Source organism: Pseudomonas ogarae (assembly GCF_014268695.2).
Classification (GTDB): domain Bacteria; phylum Pseudomonadota; class Gammaproteobacteria; order Pseudomonadales; family Pseudomonadaceae; genus Aquipseudomonas; species Aquipseudomonas kilonensis.
On sequence record NZ_CP077086.1, the window covers coordinates 1752885 to 1771356 of the forward strand.

Consider the following 18472-nt stretch of genomic DNA (forward strand, 5'->3'; position numbering starts at 1 on the left):
TTTTCGACGACACTGTCGACCTCGCCGCGCAGCCATCAACGACGGCTGCGGGCAGTTGAATTCGCCGTACCCCAATCGAACGGAATGAATGATGGAATTTTCCAGCGGTTTCCTGCTGAGTCTCTCCCTGTGCCTGGACATTGGCGTGGCCAATATCGCGATGATCACCCTGGCGATGCAGCGCGGTTACTTCCAGGGTTTCGCCCTGGGCCTGGGCACCTGTGTAGGCGATCTGGTCTATGCCGTCCTGGCCCTGGCCGGCATGACCGTGCTGCTGCAATACGAAGCGGTGCGCTGGGTGCTGTGGGTCGGTGGCTCGGTGCTGTTGCTGTATTTCGCGGCGAAGATGATCCATTCGGCGATCTATCACAGCGCCGTGCTGGCCGAGGCCGGCGAGGTGCAGGGCAACTCCTCGCGCCAGGAGTTCTTTCGCGGGATTTTCCTGGCCATGTCATCGCCCAGTGCCATCCTCTGGTTCGCAGCGGTGGGCGGCACACTGATCGCGCGTTCGGGTGGTGGCACCTTGCTCAGCTCGGCGCTGTTCCTCAGTGGTTTTCTCTGCGCCGGGTTGTTGTGGTGCGCGGCCCTGTGCCTGGCGGCAACCCAGGGCGGCAAATTGTTGGGGGATAAACTGCTGCGTTACTCCTATTGGGCATCCGCCGCGATCTTCTGCTATTTCGCGGTGTACGTGATTGTTTCTGGCTACAACGAGTTTGTAGGGAAGACCCTCGCCAGCGCCCTGCCAGGCATCTGACAAGCGAAACGATCCTGGCAATCATGGTTTGGCTTCTATACTGCCAAACCCGACTTCACGTTTTGCTGGAGTGTTGCCGCATGGAAAAGCCCAAACGCGATTACACAGCTCAACCACGCTTTGAACAGGGACGTTTTCAGCTTATCGCCGGCTTTGGTGCTCGGTTCACCCAGGACACCGCCCAGGACATCCCTTTGCTCTGGGAAAAGTTCCTGCCCTGGCTCGGCAAGGTGCCAGGGCAGAAAGATGAAGTGACCTACGGCGTGTGTTGCAACCCGGACGGGAAGGGTGGGTTCGAATACATTGCCGGCGTGGAAATCAGCCGGCTCGACGATCTGCCGGAACAATACCGCTGGATCGAAATCCAGCCGGGGTATTACGCCGTCTTCGAACACAAGGGACCGTTGAAACAACTGCCGGACACCTTCCAATACATCTGGGACGAGTGGCTGCCGCATTCCGGTCACACAGCGGCGCAGTTGCCGGAGTTCGAGCGCTACAGCGAGGACTTCAACCCCAGGACCGGCGAAGGCACCCTGGAGATCTGGATCCCGCTCAGGCCGAGTTGATCGTCGCTACTTCAGTACAGGCTGGCCTGCACCCGCGCAGGTGCTTCACGGTCATAAGTCTCGGCATCGAACTGCCCATCATTCAAGCGCTTGTGGATCGCTCCGGCGCTGGGCAGGGCCGAGCGCTCGAGATGGCGAGCTGGATTCCACAGGTCTGAGCGCACGATGGCTTTGGAACAATGGAAAAACGCCGCTTCGACCGTCACCAGCAGCACCGTGCGAGCCGGCTTGCCGTTGACTGCAAAACGCTCCAGCAGTGCGGGTTCGGCGCTGATCCGGGCGGTACCGTTGACCCGCAAGGTCTCGCCAATCCCGGGGATGAGGAACAGCAGCGATACCCGCGGATCGTGCAGGACGTTGCGCAGGGTGTCGATGCGGTTGTTGCCGGGGCGGTCTGGCAAGGCCAGGGTGCGTTCGTCGAGGACCTGCACGAAACCCGGCACATCGCCCCGGGGCGAGCTATCGAGGCCGTCGGGCCCTGCCGAACCGATGACCACCAGGGGCGAGGCCCGGACCATCGCCTGGTAATCCTCGTTCAGGAAGGGGATCTGTTTGCGCACTGCCCGTTCGTGGGGCAGGCCATAAAGCGCTTCCAGCTGTTCAATCGACGTCAACATCATCCATTCATCCTGAGTCTATGGGTCAAGGTCCATCAGAACGCCAACCCCATTCGCCGCTCGTAACCGATGCGGCCCTTGTAGGCTTCGCCACTGTCGACCCAACCCAGCCGGGTGTACAGGCCGATGGCCGAGTCGTTATCGGCGTCGACCGAGAGCTCCAGCCCGCGGATTTCCGGCCAGGCGGCTAGCGCCACGGCGGGCAGCGCCCGCAGGCAGGCCTTGCCATAACCTTTGCCCTGGACCCGGTGGTCGACTTGCAGGGCATGCAGGGTGGCGCTGTGTTCATTGGCCCAGGCGGGCAGTACCGGCGGGCGCTTGAGCAGCAGGAACGCCACCGGCACCTCCTCGGCCAATAGCGCAAACCCTTTGACCCCGGGGCCGGGCCTGGAGAGCAGCATGTGCAGGGCACCGTGGATATCGCCAGCGAACTTGATCTGTTCGGGGTGGATTTCGATGGCGCTGACCTGTTCGCGTTGCAGCGGGGTCAGGTCTTCGTAGGGTACGAGCTGAGCGGTCACAAAAAACGTCCATTGTCTGCCAGCAGAATAGGGTTGGGATTCTAGCGTTTTTTTTTCTTTGAATTATTTTTGTTGGGTTGTCGATTCGCTGTTTCTCCAAACGACAAAGGGTGTCTTCAACAAAAAAACTGCGGAGAATTCACCATGAATACCCAAGTCACTGAAACCGAAATCCAGGCCCTGATCGACACCTATCGCCAAGCGGTCATGGCCAAGGACGTCGAAAAGGTCATGGCGCTCTATGACGAAGACATCGTCTCGTTCGATGCCATCCAGGCCTTGCAATTCAAGGGCAAGACCGCCTACCGGGCCCATTGGCAAGCCTGCATGGAGATGTGCCCCGGCCCGCACAAGTTCGACTTTCATCAGGTCAAGATTACCCCGGCCGAGAACATCGCCTTCGCCCACTGGCTGGCCTATTGCGGCGGCACCAACGAAAAAGGCGAGGAACAGGCCTGCTGGATGCGCGTGACGGCCTGCTATCAGCGTGTAGCCGGGCAGTGGCGGATCGTCCACGAACATTGGTCCGCACCGTTCGACCCAATGGCCGGTACGGCGCTGTTCGACCTGCAGCCCTGATCGTCGGTTTTTTTGCTGAGCGTCATTCTGCCGTCCATAGTTGATCAGTCCGATCACGGAGCCTTCCATGAAGTACCTATGCCTGGTGTATAGCAACGAACACACGCTGCACAACTCGCCCGACAGTCCGGAGGACGCCGAGTGCATGGCCTATGCCGAATCGATCCAGGGCAGTGGGCGGATGCTGGCCGCCGAGGCTCTGGAGTCGGTGCAGACCGCCACCACGGTACGCATGCGCGGCGGCAAGCTGTCGATCACCGACGGTCCGTTCGCCGAAACCAAGGAGCAACTGGCGGGCTTCTACCTGATCGATGCCAAGGACCTCAACGAAGCCATCCAGGTCGCCGGCAATATTCCGGCGGCCCGGGTCGGCTGCGTCGAAGTGCGACCGGTACGCCAACTGAACCCCTGAACAACAAATACAAACAGGACTTCATTCATGAACCTTGCAGCTGTCCCTTATGGGTTATCCATCAGCCGAATGATCGACGCCCGGCGTCAGAGGATTTTCCGCGCCCGGAGCGAGCCGGCCTTACGGGGCCAAGGGTGGGGCCCCCAAGGCATGCCCGACTGATGTCGGTCGAAGCGGTCAAGGCGCGGGTCGAGCAGGTTTATCGGCAAGACTCGCGGCGGATCCTGGCGACGTTGATTCGCCTGCTGGGGGATTTCGACCTCGCCGAAGAAGCTTTGCACGAGGCCTTCTTCATTGCGGTCGAGCGCTGGCAGCGCGACGGGGTGCCGGACAACCCGCGGGCCTGGCTGGTGTCTGCCGGGCGTTTCAAGGCCATCGACAGTTTGCGCCGGCGTGCGCGTTTCGCCGCGTCCCGGCCGATGTTGATCGCCCAGCTCGAAGCACTGGAGCAAGGCCAGTGGAGTGACGAAGACGTGGAAGACGATCGCCTGCGGCTGATTTTCACCTGTTGCCACCCGGCCCTCGCGGCGGATGCCCAGGTGCCCCTGACGCTGCGGGAAGTCTGCGACCTGACCACCGAGCAAATCGCCCGGGCTTTCCTTGCCGCCCCGACGGCGATTGCCCAGCGTATCGTGCGGGCCAAGGCGAAAATCCGCGATGCCAGGATCCCCTACCAAGTGCCGTCCCGCGCGGAACTGCCGGAACGGCTGGACAGCGTGCTGCGGGTGATCTACCTGGTGTTCAACGAAGGTTATTCGGCCTCGATGGGCGCCGAGCTGACCCGCGAAGACCTGACGCGCGAAGCCATCCGCCTCGGGCGCCTGCTGATGGAGTTGCTGCCCGAGGCTGAGGTCATGGGGTTGCTGGCGTTGATGCTGTTGCACGAGTCCCGGCGCCCGGCGCGAACGTCATCGACCGGTGAACTGATCCTGCTGGATGAACAGGATCGATCCTTGTGGGACGCCGAGCTGATCACCGAGGGCTGCACGTTGGTGGAAGCTGCGCTGAAAACCCGGCGATTCGGGCCGTACTGCCTGCAAGCGGCGATTGCGGCGGTGCATGCCGAAGCACCGACGGCGCAGGAGACCGATTGGCCGCAGATCGTCGGGCTTTATGATGTGTTGTTGCGGGCCGTGCCGTCACCAGTGATCGAACTCAACCGCGCCGCTGCCCTGGCCAAGCGCGACGGACCGGAAGTCGGCTTGCGCCTGGTCGAGGCGATCCTGGGGCGTGGGGAATTACTCGACTATCACCTGGCCTACTCGGCGCAGGCGGAGTTCTGTCGTCAACTGGGACGATTGGACGAGGCGAGGGCGGCGTATCGACGCGCGCTTGAGTTGACGCAGCAATTGCCGGAACGGCGGTTTATTGAAGCCAGGCTTGTCGGGTTGCAGTAATGGCCGAAGGATAGCCGAGCATGTCCTTGTGGCGAGGGAGCTTGCTCCCGCTGGGCCGCGAAGCGGCCCCCCTGCGGTGTGTCAGTTACATCGGGGTGGGGCTGCTGCGCACCCCAGCGGGAGCAAGCTCCCTCGCCACAGAGTTATCCATATGTCCCTGAGCCGACGGTCTCAAACAAAAAGGCGACCCGAAGGTCGCCTTTTCAGCCAGCCGGCGTTGATCAGAACTCGTGATCAGCGCTGTCCGGGTTCAAGTCGCTGATGCCCAGTTTGCCCGCAGCCTGTTCGATCGAACCGGTCTGCTTGACCAGTGCGGCGATGGCGTCGCGCACGATCTGGTTGCCAGCGGTGTTGCCGGCGGCGATCAGTTGGTCGTAGTGCTCACCCTTGTTGGCGTGATCGACCATGACCTGGAGCTTGGCCTCGGTGTCGGCCAGGTCGGCCTTGAGCGCGGTGTCCGCGGCCGGATCGGCCTTGGCGACCAGGGACGACAGGCTCGCGCCGGTCATCTTGGTGCCGTCTACACGGGTGTATTCGCCCAGGTACACGTTACGCACGCCCTTGGCATCGTAGAAGTGCGAGTTGTGGGTGTTGTCGCTGAAGCAATCCTGCTCGTCTTCTGGCGAGTTGGCTTCCAGGGACACCTTCATGCGCTCGCCCGCCAGTTCACCCAGGGACAAGCTGCCCATGCCGAACAGCATCTTGCGCAGGCCGCTTTCGCCTGGCTCGGCTTCCAGGGTGGCGCGGTAGTTGTCGGTCACGTTCGGCTTCCAGTTGCCGACCATCTCTTCCAGGTCGTTGACCAGCAATTGGGTCACGGACTTGAGGTAGGCACGACGACGGTCGTTGTGGCCACCGGTGGCGCCGGCACCTTCCAGGTAGTCGGACGCCGGGCGGTTGCCGGCACCCGGGCCGGTGCCGTTGAGGTCCTGGCCCCACAGCAGGAATTCGATGGCGTGGTAACCGGTGGCGACGTTGGCCTCGGAACCGCCCAGCTCGTTCAGGCCGGCGAGTTTTTCCGCAGTGATGTCTTTGACGTCGACCTTGTCTTCGCCGACCTGGACTTCGGTGTTGGCGATGATGTTGGCGGTGGCGCCCGGGTTACCCAAGGCGTGCTCGTAGGATTTGTCGACGTAGTCGATCAGGCCTTCGTCCAGCGGCCAGGCGTTCACTTGGCCTTCCCAGTCGTCGATGATGGTGTTGCCGAAGCGGAACACTTCGCTTTGCAGGTAAGGCACGCGTGCGGCGACCCAGGCAGCCTTGGCGGCTTTCAGGGTCTCGGCGTTCGGCTTGGCCAGGAACGCGTCGACGGCGGTTTGCAGGGTTTTCGCCGTGGATTCGGCATCGCTGTAGACGGCATAGACGATGTCGGCGTAGTGCGCGACAACGGCCTTGGCGGCGGCTTCGTCGACTTTGCCGGCAGCAGCAGGGGCGACCGGTGCCGCGGTGCTGGCGGCAGGCGTTGGCGCTTGCGGCGCGGCGGCCTTGTCTTTGCCTTCGCCGCAACCGGCGAGGGAAATAGCGATGGCCAGCAGACTGGCGGTAGCCAGGGGCATACGAATCATGGCGAACATCCTGCTTCGGTGATGGATGGGACAGGCGCGAGGGTGCGCAAAAACTGCGACATAATGCGAAAGATTTGCATTATGTGTAAAGGGTTATGGTTGTAAATATTTCTTATTTAATGATGTGGGTCGCTGCCTTTCGACAGCGCCTACAGGGGCTTGGCGCCCAGGAGAGAAATCAGATGATGGAAACCTTGCTGCGCTCGGCCTGCTTCAGGTAAGCGCCCAATTCCCGTGCCGGCAGCGGTTTGCTGTAGTAATACCCCTGACCTTCGTGGCAGCCCTCGGCGATGATGTAGGCTTCCTGCTCGACCGTCTCGACGCCCTCGGCAATGACCTGCATGCCCAGGCTCTTGCCCAACTGGATGATGGCCCGGACGATGGTTGCGTCGTCCTCGTCGTCGAGCAGGTCCTGGACGAAGCTCTTGTCGATCTTGATCTTGTCCAGCGGCAGGCTCTTGAGGTAGCTCAAGGACGAATAGCCGGTCCCGAAGTCATCGATGGCAATCAGCGCTCCGGAGCGGCGCAGGCTCAACAAATGCTGGGCTGCGGTGGTGATGTCTTCCATCAGGCCGGTCTCGGTGACTTCCAGTTCCAGGCTGCGCGGCGGCAGCCGGTACATTTGCAGGAGATTGTTCACCACCCGCGGCAGTTCGGCGTGGTGCAGTTGCACCGTCGACAGGTTGACTGCCATGCGCAGGTCGAGGAAGCCCTGGTCGTGCCATTCGCGCAGTTGCTTGCAAGCCTGGTCCAGCACCCACTCACCGATGGCGATAATGGTGCCGTTCTGCTCGGCCAGGGGAATGAACAGGTCCGGTGGCACCAGGCCGTGCTCGGGATGGTGCCAGCGGATCAGGGCTTCGGTGCCCACCACTCGCAGGTCGCGGTAGCTGATCTGTGGCTGGTACACCAGGCTGAACTGCTCGCGGGCCAGGGCCTCGCGCAAGTCTTTTTCCAGTTCGCGACGGCGACGCATCTCGCTGTCGACGCTGGCAATGTAGAACTGGTAGCGATTGCGCGAGCGGCTCTTGGCCAGGGTCATGGTCTGCTCGGCTTTCTGCAACAGCTTCTCGGTACTGTCGCCATCCTCGGGGAAAAGGGTGATGCCGATGGTGGCCCGCAGGCGGATTTGCTGATCGTCGATGGCGAACGGCGCTTCCAGGTCATCAAGAATGCTCTGGGCCAGTTCGGCGGCCTCGTAAGGCTGTTCGATGTCGGCCTGGACCAGGGCGAACTGGTCGCCCCCCAGTCGCGCCAGTGCGCCGAGCCGACCACTGTGGGCCCGCAGCCGATCGGCCAGGGCCAGTAGCAGCTGGTCGCCGGTCTGATAGCTGAACTGTTCGTTGATGCCCTTGAAATCATCCAGCCCCACACACAGCACCGCCACCCGGCGTTGCAGGCGCCCGGCGTCCACCAGGATCTTGTCCAGTTGCTGTTGCAGCTGCTGGCGGTTGGGCAGGCCGGTGAGGAAGTCGTACTGGGCCATGCGTAGCAGGCTGTTTTCCGCTTCGTGGCGCAGGTGCGTGTTGCGCTCGATGGATTCGAGCAGTTGATTGGCCGTATTGATCCACAGGCCCAGCTCGTTTTGCTCGTGGCCGCGCAACTGCGGGATCTTGTGTGCGCTGGGGCGGTCAGGGTTGATTTCGGTCAGGTGCTCAATGATCCGCGACAACGGCTTGGTCAACAGCCAGTGGTAGACCAGGTACAACACCAGGCCCATGGCCAAGGCCCGCAGCATCCCGGAAATGAAGATGATCACCGAACTGACGATGAAGGCCTGGCCGTAGGTAGCGGTGTCGAGGGTAATGCTCAGGTCACCGTAATATTCGCTATAGGGGCCGCGTCCCACCAGTTGCGTGGTGAACGTGCGTTCCTTGCCCAGGATCAGGTCGGTCAGCCAGCGGCTTTCGGAGTGCTGCAAGGGCCGGGTTTTTTCGGCGAGCATGGTTTCGCGGGGATGGCCGATGGAAGCCATGCGTACGGCTTCGTCCTGGAACAGGCCCTCGATCACTTGCATGCCCATCTCCCGGTCCAGGCTGTAGACGGCCTGGGTCGAAGGATCGCGGAACATGTCGAGGATCCGCTGGGCGTCACTGGCGACGGCCTGGTTGGTTTTGTAGGCATCGAACACGATCTGGGCGCAGCTCAAGACCATGCCAACGATCAATGCCGAGAGGAGCACGACCCGGAGCAACTTCACAGACAAGCTGTTCTTGAGTTCCAGCTTCAAAGAGTGGTTCCTTGTTCCGTGCGGGTAGCGTCAAGTTGCCATGAGTATTGGCAATCCTGTGATGTCAGTCAAAGGGACAATCAAACACAAGGGTTTTCGCTTGAAACCTGACCGATGTACGTTTTTTCCAGAGTGATTGCTCTACGACCATTGTGTCGGTTGGAAGGCGCCGCAACTTGAGGCCTCCAGGGATTTTTTCTTGGGTTCCAGACGCGAGGTATTTTGCCTGCGGTCATTTTTGCCCGGCAAAAAAAACCCGGCACGGTGCCGGGTTCTTTTGTCTGGCATCGGCGCTTAAGCGGTGAAGGCTTTGCCTTCGAACTGCTCGGCGACGAATTTCCAGTTGACCAGGTTCCAGAACGCTTCGACGTATTTCGGACGAACGTTGCGGTAGTCGATGTAGTAGGCGTGTTCCCAGACGTCGCAGGTCAGCAGCGGGGTGTCGCCGCTGGTCAGCGGGTTGCCGGCGCCGATGGTGCTGGCCAGGGCCAGGGAACCGTCAGCCTTTTTCACCAGCCAGCCCCAGCCGGAACCGAAGGTGCCGATGGACGTCTTGCTGAATTCTTCCTTGAACTTGTCGAACGAACCGAAGGCATTGTTGATGGCTTCAGCCAGCGCGCCGGTTGGTTGACCGCCGGCGTTTGGCGCCAGGCAGTTCCAGTAGAAGGTGTGGTTCCAGACCTGAGCGGCGTTGTTGAAGATACCGCCCGAGGAAGTCTTGACGATTTCTTCCAGGGTCTTGCCTTCGAACTCGGTGCCAGGCACCAGGTTGTTCAGGTTCACGACATAGGTGTTGTGGTGCTTGTCGTGGTGGTATTCCAGAGTCTCTTTGGAGATGTGCGGCTGCAGTGCATCGTGTGGATAGGGCAGCGGCGGCAATTCGAAAGCCATGGTGATTCTCCTAATCAGGTCAGGTGCGGTGAGCGCAAGGCCGATCACGGGCGGCCAGACTAGCGCCGGGGAGTTTGTACTCTTTGCGGCGCAGGAGTCGGATCATAGCACCGGGGGTGCGGCATAACCACGCAACAACTGTGTGGAATAGAGGTTCCAGAGCGGTTTGGAATAATCAGCCGTTGACGATCAATTGCACCGCCACGGTAAACATCATCACCGCCACCAGCAGGTCGAGGATCCGCCAGGTGCTGGGACGAGCCAGCCAGGGTGCCAGCCACGCAGCGCCGAAGGCCAGGGTGAAGAACCACAGCAGCGAGGCACTGGCCGCGCCCACGACATAGGCGCCGGGCACGCTCTGCTGGGCACCGAGGGAACCGATCAGCAGCACGGTGTCGAGGTAGACGTGGGGGTTGAGCAGCGTCACTGCCAGGGCGCTGAGCAGCACCGCCCGCAGCGAGCGCACGGCCTGGTTTTCACCTCGTTGCAGGCTTTGCTTCAAGCAGGCCCGACGCAACGCCTGGCTGCCGTACCAGAGCAGGAAAACTGCGCCACCCCAGCGGGCAATTGCCAGCAACATCGGGCTCTGGGCCAGCAGCGTTGCCAGTCCGAACACGCCAGCGGCCACCAGCAGTGCATCGCAGGTGATACACAGCGCAGCTACCGGCAAGTGATGCTCGCGGCGCAGGCTCTGGGCCAGTACGAAGGCGTTCTGCGCGCCGATGGCCATGATCAGCCCGAGGGCCACCAGCAGTCCGTTCACATAACTTTGCCACATGATTTTTACTCCCCATCGATACCTGAATGCTGGCCATTCTCCAGTGGCAAGCTGTATAAGAAAAACCAATCCTGCTGATTGCTCATTAGGAAAACTGATGTTCGATTACAAATTGCTCTCTGCCCTGGCTGCCGTGGTCGAGCAGGCCGGTTTCGAGCGCGCGGCCCAGGTGTTGGGTTTGTCGCAATCGGCCATTTCCCAGCGGATCAAGCTGCTGGAGGCGCGGGTCGGCCAGCCGGTGCTGGTGCGTGTCACGCCGCCCGCACCAACGGAAATCGGCCGACGGCTGCTCAATCACGTCCAACAGGTGCGTCTGCTTGAGCGCGACCTGCAAAGCCTGGTGCCGGCCCTGGATGAAGAGGGCCTGCCCGAACGGCTGCGTATCGCCCTGAATGCCGACAGCCTGGCGACTTGGTGGGCGGCGGCCGTGGGCGATTTCTGCGCCGAGCAGCATCTGTTGCTCGACTTGGTGGTGGAGGACCAGACCGTTGGCCTCAAGCGCATGCGCGCCGGTGAAGTGGCGGCATGTGTCTGCGCCAGCGAACGCCCGGTGGCTGGCGCCCGCAGCGTGTTGCTGGGGGCGATGCGTTACCGGGCGCTGGCCAGCCCGGGGTTCATCGCCCGGCATTTCCCCGGCGGCGTGCGGGCCGATCAACTGGCCCGTACGCCGGCATTAGTGTTTGGCCCGGATGATTTCCTGCAGCACCGCTACCTCGCGTCCGTGGGCGTGGAGGGCGGTTTCGAGCACCATCTGTGCCCCTCGTCCGAAGGTTTCATTCGTCTTGCTGAAGTCGGGCTCGGCTGGGGGCTCGTGCCGGAGCTGCAGGCGCGCGAACAGCTGGAGCGCGGCGTGCTGGTGGAATTGCTGGCAGATAAACCGATCGATGTGCCGCTGTACTGGCATCATTGGCGCAATGGCGGGCAGTTGCTTGGCTTGTTGACCGAACAGTTGATCCGCGCCTCCCGGCAGTGGCTGGTGCCTTGGGAGGCGCCGTAGACGTCAAGCTGCAGGTAAAAGCGGCGCACAGATAAATTTGCAGGTTGTAGCGCGAGGCTCGTAACCGCATTTCTTAGGAGCATTCATGAAAATTCTGGTCACCGGCGCGAGCGGCTTCATCGGCGGGCGCTTTGCGCGTTTCGCCCTGGAGCAAGGCCTGGATGTACGGGTCAACGGTCGCCGGGCCGAGAGCGTGGAACACCTGGTGCGTCGCGGTGCACAGTTTGTCCAAGGGGATCTGAGCGACCCGCTGCTGGCCCGGGATTTGTGCCTGGATGTCGAGGCCGTGGTCCACTGCGCCGGCTCCGTGGGGCTCTGGGGCCGCTACCAGGATTTCCACCAGGGCAATGTCCAGGTCACGGAAAATGTCGTCGAGGCCTGCCTCAAGCAGAAGGTTCGTCGCCTGGTTCATCTGTCCTCGCCGTCCATCTACTTCGACGGTCGTGACCACCTTGGGTTGACCGAAGAACAAGTGCCCAAGCGCTTCAAGCACCCTTACGCGGCCACCAAGTACCTGGCCGAGCAGAAAGTCTTCGGCGCCCAGGAGTTCGGCCTCGAAGTGTTGGCCCTGCGCCCGCGTTTCGTGACCGGTGCCGGTGACATGAGCATTTTTCCGCGTTTGTTGAAAATGCAGCGCAAGGGGCGCCTGGCGATTGTCGGCAACGGGCTCAACAAGGTGGATTTCACCAGCGTGCAAAACCTCAATGAAGCGCTGCTCAGCAGCCTGCTGGCTACCGATTCGGCTTTGGGCAAGGCCTACAACATCAGCAACGGGGCACCGGTTCCGCTGTGGGATGTGGTCAATTATGTGATGCGCCAGATGGAAGTCCCACAGGTCCGGCGTTATCGTTCCTACGGCTTGGCTTACAGTGTCGCCGCCCTGAATGAAGGTTTCTGCAAATTGTGGCCGGGCCGCCCCGAACCGACGCTGTCGCGCCTGGGCATGCAGGTCATGAACAAGAATTTCACCCTGGACATCAGCCGGGCCCGGCATTATCTCGATTATGATCCGCAGGTCAGCTTGTGGACCGCCCTTGATGAATTTTGTGCCTGGTGGAAGGTCCAAAGTGCCCGCTGATCGCCCCGTCATGAACCGAGTGCCGGGTTTGGGGTCAATCGGTGCGGCGGGCGAGGGGGTTATACTCGCCGAATCAAGCCATCACCGGTTTCCCAAAGGTTGAACCATGCCCATGCGTAACGATGCCAACGACGACTTCGATGATGTACCGAGCCTGCGGATGCGGGCCGACATTCCCGATGACGATGATTTCCTGCCCAACCGCCAGCCTCACGTGCAAGCGCGCCCGGCGCCCGTTGCCGCGGCCAAGGTCAAGGGGCCGAGCACCGGGCCTCTGTGGGCATTGGTCGGCGCGCTGCTGTGTGCGTTCGGTTTCCTGGCCTGGTGGAGCTTCCAGCAGATTTCCCTGATGGAACAGCAACTGGTGGCCACCCAGGAAAGCTTCGCGCGGATCAGTGAAGATGCGGCGGGACGCCTGCAGGAGTTTTCCGGCAAGGTCGTCGCCGGCCAGTCCAATGTGATGAGCGACAGTGAGGCCTTGAAACTGCAGATCAAGCAATTGGAAAGCAAGTTGCAGGATCAGGGCAAACAATTCGACAGCAAACTGCTGGAGCAGTACAAGCAACAGCAAGCGACCTTCGGTCCGTCCGCCGACCTGGACAAGGAACTGGCCCAGCTCATTGCCCAGGCCACTGAACAGCAGAACACCAACACTCAGTTGCAAGCTTCCAACAAGGAGCTCCAAGCCCAGGTCAAGACGCTGGCGGCTGAAGTGACCGCCCTGAAAAACCAGGGCGAGGGTGGTGCCCTGGATGCCCAGCTCAAGAGTATCGGTGCCGACATCACCGCCCTGAAAAGAGCCACCTCCAACTCGGCCATCGAACGCCTGGAGCAGGACGTGATCGTGCTCAAGAGCCAGCAGGATAACGGCAACACTGCCGAGTTCGACGCCTTCCGCGGCCAGGTCACTCGCAACATCAACACCTTGCAAGCGCAGATCCAGAACTTGCAGCAGCAACTCCGCGCTGGAGCTCAATAAGCCTGTGGGCGTTTGTTCGCGATAGCGATTCTGAATGTGCCGCCGCTATCGCGAGCAAGCTCGCTCCCACAGGAAATGCTGTCCAGTGTGGGAGCGAGCTTGCTCGCGATGGCGCCACCTCAGTCAATAACCATACCCACTGACTCCCCCGGCTCCCTAGCAATTCCCTGAATACTCCAACATCACCCCACGCCGTCTACGCTCTTGAAACACCAACAAGAACGAGGGGCGCGCATATGGTTTTTTTTCACAGGATGGCCTGGCTGGGCGCAATGCTTGTGCTGGGGCTGGCACCGGTTCAGGCAGCGACGCCGGATGACGGCCAGGCGGCCCGCTCGCTGCTGGAAAAGGCCTTGGCCTATTACCACGACAACGGCGACAAAGCCTTTGCCGCCTTCAGTCGCCAGGGGGAATTCGTCGACAAGGATCGCTATGTGTTCGTGGTGGATACCCAGGGTGTGATGCTCGCCAGCGGCGGGCCTTCCTCGGCATTGATCGGGCGAGACGTGTCCGAAGTGCTGGGCCCGGACCTGCGCAAAGCCTTCAAGGACGCCTTGAAAACTCCCGAGGCCAGCGGCATCCAGCAAGCCGAGTACCGTTGGCAGAACTGGGCGGACGGCAAGGTCGAGCGCAAGCATGTGTATTTCCAGCGCGTCGGCGAACGAATCCTGGCCGTCGGCTACTACCTGCCACGGGCTTCCGCCGAACAGGCCAGGGCGTTGCTGGACAAGGCCTCGAGTGATCTGCTGAAAAACGAGAAAGCCACGCTGACGGCGGTCAATTCCCTCAAGGGCGGTTATCTGCAGGATGACCTGTATGTCTTTGTCGTTGACCTCAATACCCGGCGCTATGTTGGCCATGGCACCAACCTGCGCTTGATCAATACCGATTTCGCCAAGGTCAAGGATCCGGAGGGCAAGCCGGTGGGCGAGCCGATCCTGGCCATGATCGGCAAGCAGGACGTGGGGGAGTTTGAGTATCGCTGGAAGAACCCGGTGACTGGCAAGGTCGAGGACAAGCATGCGTACTTGAAGAAGGTTGGGCATTTTCTGGTGGCGGTGGGGTATTACAGTCCTTGAGGGGTTAGGGCTGGGTTTTGGGTGTATATCCGTTTCTTTGGTAACGGCTACTTAGGGTTCCGCTCTTACAGCGGGTCACTTTTGGAAGAGCGCCAAAAGTAACCAAAAGCGCTTTGCCCCACCACTCGGTGCCTCGCTCAGGCTCGGCATGCCTGAACGAAGGCATTGCTCCGTGGGCCGCCGCGAAGGGCCATCCATGGCCCAGCGCGGCTATCCCGGCATCCATGCCGGGATGCCCACTGCGCAATACCTTCGTTCAGCCAGCGTGGTTAATGGGGCGCCCCAGATCAAAAACAAAACCGAGGCGGCCTGATAGCCGACCTGGTTCTTGGTGAGACCGCGTTTTTCCTGTGGGAGCGGGCTTGCTCGCGAAAGCGGTGGATCAGTTTGCAATGATGTTGGATGGTACCGACGCCTTCGCGAGCAAGCCCGCTCCCACAGGGTTCTGCGGCGTCTGGGCATCTTGTGGCTGCCGAAAATCCATGTGGGAGCGAGCCTGCTCGCGAAGGCGGTGCTCCAGTCGATGAAAATGTTGGATGTGCTGGCCTCTTCGCGAGCAGGCTCGCTCCCACAGTGGTTCTGTGTTGAATATAAATTTTGTGTTCGCTGAAATTGGATGTGGGAGCGAGCTTGCTCGCGATGGCGGTGGTTCAGTCACATGGATGTTGAGCTGACTGGCCCCATCGCGAGCAAGCTTTGCTCACACAGATCTGATGGGTGTACGACCGGGAGAGCCAGGTCGGCTACTAGGCCGCCTCGCGGTGGACGTTGATCTCAGCGCCCCGTTAACCACGCTGGCCGAACGCAGGCATTGCGCAGTGGGCATCCCGGCATGGATGCCGGGATAGCCGCGCTGGGCCATGGATGGCCCTTCGCGGCGGGCCCACGGAGCAATGCCTTCGTTCGGGCATGCCGAGCCTAAGCGAGGCACCAAGTGGTGGGGCTGAAGCGCTTTTGGTTACTTTTGGCGCTCTTCCAAAAGTGACCCGCTGTAAGAGCGGAACCGCCAGCCGCCGTTACCGCAGCAACGGATATACACCCGATAAAACCACCACAGCGCAACCCCAGCAGAACTCAGCCCGCCACCAACACCCGAATCGCCTCCAAACGCAACGCCGCCTTCTCAAGCATCGCTAGCCCTTGCTCGCGCTGTTGACGCAGGGCTACCAGTTCGCTGTCGCGCACGGTCGGGTTGACCGCTTGCAGGGCGGTCAGGCGTGCCAGTTCCTCGTCGGTATCGGCGGCCAGGCGACGCTGGGCCTCGGCCACGCGCTCGGCGTGACGCGGGGCGATCTTTTCTTCGCCGGCATTGATCCGTGGTGTGAGCAGGTCGCGTTGGGCCTGGATGAACTTGTTGGCGCTGGCACGGGGTACGCTTTCGAGCTGGTCGTTCAAGGTTTCGAACGAAACCCGGGCGGCCAGGTCGTTGCCGTTGGCGTCCAGCAGGCAGCGCAGGGCGGCCGGCGGCAGGTAGCGGCCCAGTTGCAGCGAGCGCGGGGCGACCACTTCACTGACGTAGAGCAGTTCCAGCAACACGGTGCCGGACTTGAGGGCCTTGTTCTTGATCAGCGCCACGGCGGTGTTGCCCATGGACCCGGACAGCACCAGGTCCATGCCGCCTTGCACCATCGGGTGCTCCCAGGTGATGAACTGCATGTCTTCGCGCGACAGCGCCTGGTTGCGGTCGTAGGTGATGGTCACGCCTTCGTCGTCGCCCAGCGGGAAGCTGGCGTCGAGCATTTTTTCGCTCGGCTTGAGGATCAGCGCATTTTCCGAATGGTCCTCGCTGTCGATACCAAAGGCATCGAACAAGGTTTCCATGTAGATCGGCAGGGCAAACTGGTCATCCTGCTCAAGAATGGCTTCCACCAGCGCATCGCCTTCACCGGCGCCCCCGGAGTTGAGCTCCAGCAAACGGTCGCGACCGGTGTGCAGCTCGGCTTCCAGGCGCTCGCGTTCAGTACGGGCCTCGTCGATCAGCGCTTGCCACTGGCCATCGTCGGCTTCTTCCAGCAATGGCAGCAGGCGTGGGCCGAACTGGTGTTGCAAGGCGTTGCCGGTCGGGCAAGTGTTGAGGAAGGCATTCAGCGCTTCGTGATACCACTGGAACAGCCGCGCTTGCGGGCTGGTTTCCAGGTACGGCGCGTGCAGTTCGATGGTGTGTTTCTGGCCGATCCGGTCCAGACGACCGATGCGTTGTTCCAGCAAGTCCGGGTGCGCCGGCAGATCGAACAGCACCAGGTGATGGGCGAACTGGAAGTTGCGGCCCTCACTGCCGATTTCCGAGCAGATCAGCACCTGGGCACCGAACTCTTCGTCGGCGAAATAGGCCGCCGCGCGGTCGCGTTCCAGGATATTCATGCCTTCGTGGAACACCGTGGCCGGGATGCCGGAACGCACGCGCAGGGCGTCTTCCAGGTCCATGGCGGTTTCGGCGTGGGCACAGATCACCAGTACTTTGGTGCGCTTGAGCATCTTCAGGGTGTCGATCAGCCACTCGACCCGCGGGTCGAAACGCCACCAGCGCTCTTCTTCACTGGCGTCCGGCTGGGCCTGGAAGCTGACTTCCGGGTACAGCTCGGGGTGATCGCCCAGGGGCAGCTCGAGGTATTCGTCCGGGCACGGCAGCGGGTAGGCATGCAGCTTGCGTTCGGGGAAGCCCTGCACAGCGGCGCGGGTGTTGCGAAACAGCACGCGGCCGGTGCCGTGGCGGTCCAGCAACTCACGTACCAGGCGGGCACTGGCTTCGACATCGCCATCATTGACGGCGGTCAGCAAGGCTTCGCCTTCGTTGCCCAAAAAGCCGTGGATGGTCTTGTGGGCCTCAGGCGAGAGACGGCCCTTGTCCAGCAGCTCCTGCACGGCTTCGGCCACCGGGCGATAGTTTTCGCTCTCGGCGCGGAAGGCCTTGAGGTCGTGGAAGCGATTCGGGTCCAGCAGGCGCAGGCGGGCGAAGTGGCTGTCCTGGCCCAGTTGTTCCGGGGTCGCGGTCAGCAGCAGCACGCCCGGGATCGTCTCGGCGAGTTGTTCGACCAGGGCGTATTGCGGGCTGGCCTGGTCTTCGTGCCACACCAGGTGATGGGCCTCGTCGACCACCATCAGGTCCCAGCCGGCGGCGAACAGCGCGTCCTGGGCCTTCTCGTCGTCCACCAGCCACTCCAACGCCACCAGGGCCAGTTGCGTGTCTTCGAACGGGTTGCTGGCATCGCTTTCGATGAAGCGTTCTTCGTCGAACAGCGCGACCTGCAGGTTGAAGCGCCGGCGCATTTCCACCAGCCACTGGTGCTGGAGGTTTTCCGGTACCAGGATCAGGACGCGGTTGGCGCGGCCGGACAGCAACTGACGGTGGATGACCAGGCCGGCCTCGATGGTCTTGCCCAGGCCCACTTCGTCCGCCAGCAACACCCGCGGCGCAATGCGGTCGGCCACTTCCCGGGCAATGTGCAATTGGTGGGCAATCGGCTGGGCGCGGACGCCGCCCAGGCCCCAAAGCGAAGACTGCAACTGGCGACTGGTGTGTTCCAGGGTGTGGTAGCGCAGGGAGAACCACGCCAGCGGGTCGATCTGGCCGGCGAACAGACGGTCGCTCGCCAGGCGGAACTGGATAAAGTTCGACAGTTGGGTTTCGGGCAGGGTGACGACTTCGTTCTGCCCGTTGAGGCCGTGGTAGACCAGCAGCCCATCGACGTCATCGACTTCGCGCACGGTCATTTTCCAGCCTTCGAAGTGAGTGATCACATCGCCCGGCGAAAACCGTACACGGGTGAGCGGCGCATTCCGTAGCGCGTACTGGCGAGTGTCGCCAGTGGCCGGATAGAGCACGGTCAACAAGCGGCCGTCCTGTGCCAGAACGGTGCCTAAACCCAGCTCGGCTTCGCTGTCACTGATCCAGCGTTGCCCCGGTTGATACTGCTGCGCCATGCTGCCTGACTCCCGCCTTGAAAAAGCCGGTTATCTTAACGGAAGGATCCTTCAGACCAAAGGATTTACGTACGCTGATTCATTACCGGTGGCACGGAACTTAAG

General features: G+C 61.7%; 16 protein-coding genes and 1 pseudogene. 10 read left to right on the plus strand and 7 right to left on the minus strand.

The features are described from left to right. Positions 1–91 precede the first annotated feature (91 nt). Positions 92–754 (plus strand): LysE family translocator, encoded by a 663-nt coding sequence (locus HU749_RS07775; protein WP_041475770.1) that lies wholly within the window; start codon positions 92–94, stop codon positions 752–754. 80 nt (positions 755–834) lie between these two features. Further along, positions 835–1323 (plus strand): GyrI-like domain-containing protein, encoded by a 489-nt coding sequence (locus HU749_RS07780; RefSeq protein ID WP_079303566.1) that lies wholly within the window; start codon positions 835–837, stop codon positions 1321–1323. A gap of 11 nt (positions 1324–1334) precedes the next feature. Here HU749_RS07780 and HU749_RS07785 read toward each other — a convergent pair whose 3' ends face one another. Both HU749_RS07785 and HU749_RS07790 read right to left on the minus strand, forming a co-directional pair. Then, positions 1335–1940 carry a pyridoxamine 5'-phosphate oxidase family protein gene (locus tag HU749_RS07785; RefSeq protein ID WP_079303837.1) on the minus strand — a complete coding sequence of 202 codons (606 nt, stop codon included), beginning with the start codon at positions 1938–1940 and terminating at the stop codon, positions 1335–1337. 35 nt (positions 1941–1975) lie between these two features. Next, positions 1976–2461 carry a GNAT family N-acetyltransferase gene (locus HU749_RS07790; RefSeq protein ID WP_079303567.1) on the minus strand — a complete coding sequence of 162 codons (486 nt, stop codon included), beginning with the start codon at positions 2459–2461 and terminating at the stop codon, positions 1976–1978. Between the two features lie 144 nt (positions 2462–2605). Between HU749_RS07790 and HU749_RS07795 the strand changes: the two genes are divergently transcribed. The 4 genes and pseudogenes from HU749_RS07795 (at position 2606) to HU749_RS07805 (ending at position 4849) form a co-directional block, all read left to right on the plus strand. Then, complete coding sequence (locus tag HU749_RS07795) at positions 2606–3040, plus strand: YybH family protein (protein ID WP_046065657.1); 435 nt, start codon at positions 2606–2608, stop codon at positions 3038–3040. A 67-nt stretch (positions 3041–3107) separates the two neighbouring features. Continuing rightward, positions 3108–3452, plus strand: a complete 345-nt coding sequence (locus tag HU749_RS07800) for a YciI family protein (RefSeq protein WP_003198606.1) — start codon at positions 3108–3110, stop codon at positions 3450–3452. A 27-nt stretch (positions 3453–3479) separates the two neighbouring features. Beyond that, positions 3480–3605: pseudogene (locus HU749_RS29185) on the plus strand (polyketide cyclase); the annotation flags it as partial. Positions 3606–3613: 8 nt separating this feature from the next. Next, a complete protein-coding gene (locus HU749_RS07805; protein WP_079303568.1) occupies positions 3614–4849 on the plus strand; it encodes an RNA polymerase sigma factor in 1236 nt (411 codons plus the stop codon). Between the two features lie 221 nt (positions 4850–5070). Here the strand turns inward: HU749_RS07805 and HU749_RS07810 are convergent, their stop codons facing one another. The 4 genes from HU749_RS07810 to HU749_RS07825 all read right to left on the minus strand — a co-directional run bounded on the left by HU749_RS07810 (position 5071) and on the right by HU749_RS07825 (position 10313). Then, positions 5071–6414 (minus strand): imelysin family protein, encoded by a 1344-nt coding sequence (locus HU749_RS07810; protein ID WP_079303569.1) that lies wholly within the window; start codon positions 6412–6414, stop codon positions 5071–5073. 178 nt (positions 6415–6592) lie between these two features. Further along, the gene (locus tag HU749_RS07815; protein WP_046065661.1) at positions 6593–8644 is read right to left on the minus strand and encodes a putative bifunctional diguanylate cyclase/phosphodiesterase; all 2052 of its coding nucleotides are present in this window, start codon (positions 8642–8644) and stop codon (positions 6593–6595) included. 294 nt (positions 8645–8938) lie between these two features. Next, positions 8939–9535, minus strand: a complete 597-nt coding sequence (locus HU749_RS07820) for a superoxide dismutase (RefSeq protein WP_046065662.1) — start codon at positions 9533–9535, stop codon at positions 8939–8941. 175 nt (positions 9536–9710) lie between these two features. After that, a complete protein-coding gene (locus tag HU749_RS07825; RefSeq protein WP_186651923.1) occupies positions 9711–10313 on the minus strand; it encodes a LysE/ArgO family amino acid transporter in 603 nt (200 codons plus the stop codon). Between the two features lie 97 nt (positions 10314–10410). On the opposite strand from HU749_RS07825, the gene HU749_RS07830 reads away from it, so the two are divergent. From HU749_RS07830 to HU749_RS07845, 4 genes are all read left to right on the plus strand, one after another. After that, positions 10411–11310, plus strand: a complete 900-nt coding sequence (locus HU749_RS07830) for a LysR family transcriptional regulator ArgP (protein WP_046065664.1) — start codon at positions 10411–10413, stop codon at positions 11308–11310. An 85-nt stretch (positions 11311–11395) separates the two neighbouring features. After that, positions 11396–12388, plus strand: a complete 993-nt coding sequence (locus tag HU749_RS07835; RefSeq protein ID WP_003198621.1) for an NAD-dependent epimerase/dehydratase family protein — start codon at positions 11396–11398, stop codon at positions 12386–12388. 106 nt (positions 12389–12494) lie between these two features. Then, positions 12495–13367 (plus strand): ATPase, encoded by an 873-nt coding sequence (locus HU749_RS07840; RefSeq protein ID WP_079303571.1) that lies wholly within the window; start codon positions 12495–12497, stop codon positions 13365–13367. 236 nt (positions 13368–13603) lie between these two features. Beyond that, complete coding sequence (locus tag HU749_RS07845; RefSeq protein WP_186651922.1) at positions 13604–14446, plus strand: cache domain-containing protein; 843 nt, start codon at positions 13604–13606, stop codon at positions 14444–14446. A gap of 1074 nt (positions 14447–15520) precedes the next feature. Here the strand turns inward: HU749_RS07845 and rapA are convergent. Beyond that, positions 15521–18367: an RNA polymerase-associated protein RapA gene (gene rapA / locus HU749_RS07850; protein ID WP_186651921.1), complete on the minus strand. Its 2847-nt coding sequence runs from the start codon at positions 18365–18367 to the stop codon at positions 15521–15523. Positions 18368–18472 lie beyond the last annotated feature (105 nt).

Bases quoted from the DNA above. Each gene is read 5' to 3' on its own strand.
- HU749_RS07775 (WP_041475770.1), top strand. From the start codon at position 92: ATGGAATTTTCCAGCGGTTTCCTGCTGAGTCTCTCCCTGTGCCTGGAC.
- HU749_RS07780 (WP_079303566.1), top strand. From the start codon at position 835: ATGGAAAAGCCCAAACGCGATTACACAGCTCAACCACGCTTTGAACAG.
- HU749_RS07785 (WP_079303837.1), bottom strand. From the start codon at position 1,940: ATGTTGACGTCGATTGAACAGCTGGAAGCGCTTTATGGCCTGCCCCAC.
- HU749_RS07795 (WP_046065657.1), top strand. From the start codon at position 2,606: ATGAATACCCAAGTCACTGAAACCGAAATCCAGGCCCTGATCGACACC.
- HU749_RS07800 (WP_003198606.1), top strand. From the start codon at position 3,108: ATGAAGTACCTATGCCTGGTGTATAGCAACGAACACACGCTGCACAAC.
- HU749_RS07805 (WP_079303568.1), top strand. From the start codon at position 3,614: ATGTCGGTCGAAGCGGTCAAGGCGCGGGTCGAGCAGGTTTATCGGCAA.
- HU749_RS07810 (WP_079303569.1), bottom strand. From the start codon at position 6,414: ATGATTCGTATGCCCCTGGCTACCGCCAGTCTGCTGGCCATCGCTATT.
- HU749_RS07820 (WP_046065662.1), bottom strand. From the start codon at position 9,535: ATGGCTTTCGAATTGCCGCCGCTGCCCTATCCACACGATGCACTGCAG.
- HU749_RS07825 (WP_186651923.1), bottom strand. From the start codon at position 10,313: ATGTGGCAAAGTTATGTGAACGGACTGCTGGTGGCCCTCGGGCTGATC.
- HU749_RS07830 (WP_046065664.1), top strand. From the start codon at position 10,411: ATGTTCGATTACAAATTGCTCTCTGCCCTGGCTGCCGTGGTCGAGCAG.
- HU749_RS07835 (WP_003198621.1), top strand. From the start codon at position 11,396: ATGAAAATTCTGGTCACCGGCGCGAGCGGCTTCATCGGCGGGCGCTTT.
- HU749_RS07840 (WP_079303571.1), top strand. From the start codon at position 12,495: ATGCCCATGCGTAACGATGCCAACGACGACTTCGATGATGTACCGAGC.
- HU749_RS07845 (WP_186651922.1), top strand. From the start codon at position 13,604: ATGGTTTTTTTTCACAGGATGGCCTGGCTGGGCGCAATGCTTGTGCTG.
- rapA (WP_186651921.1), bottom strand. From the start codon at position 18,367: ATGGCGCAGCAGTATCAACCGGGGCAACGCTGGATCAGTGACAGCGAA.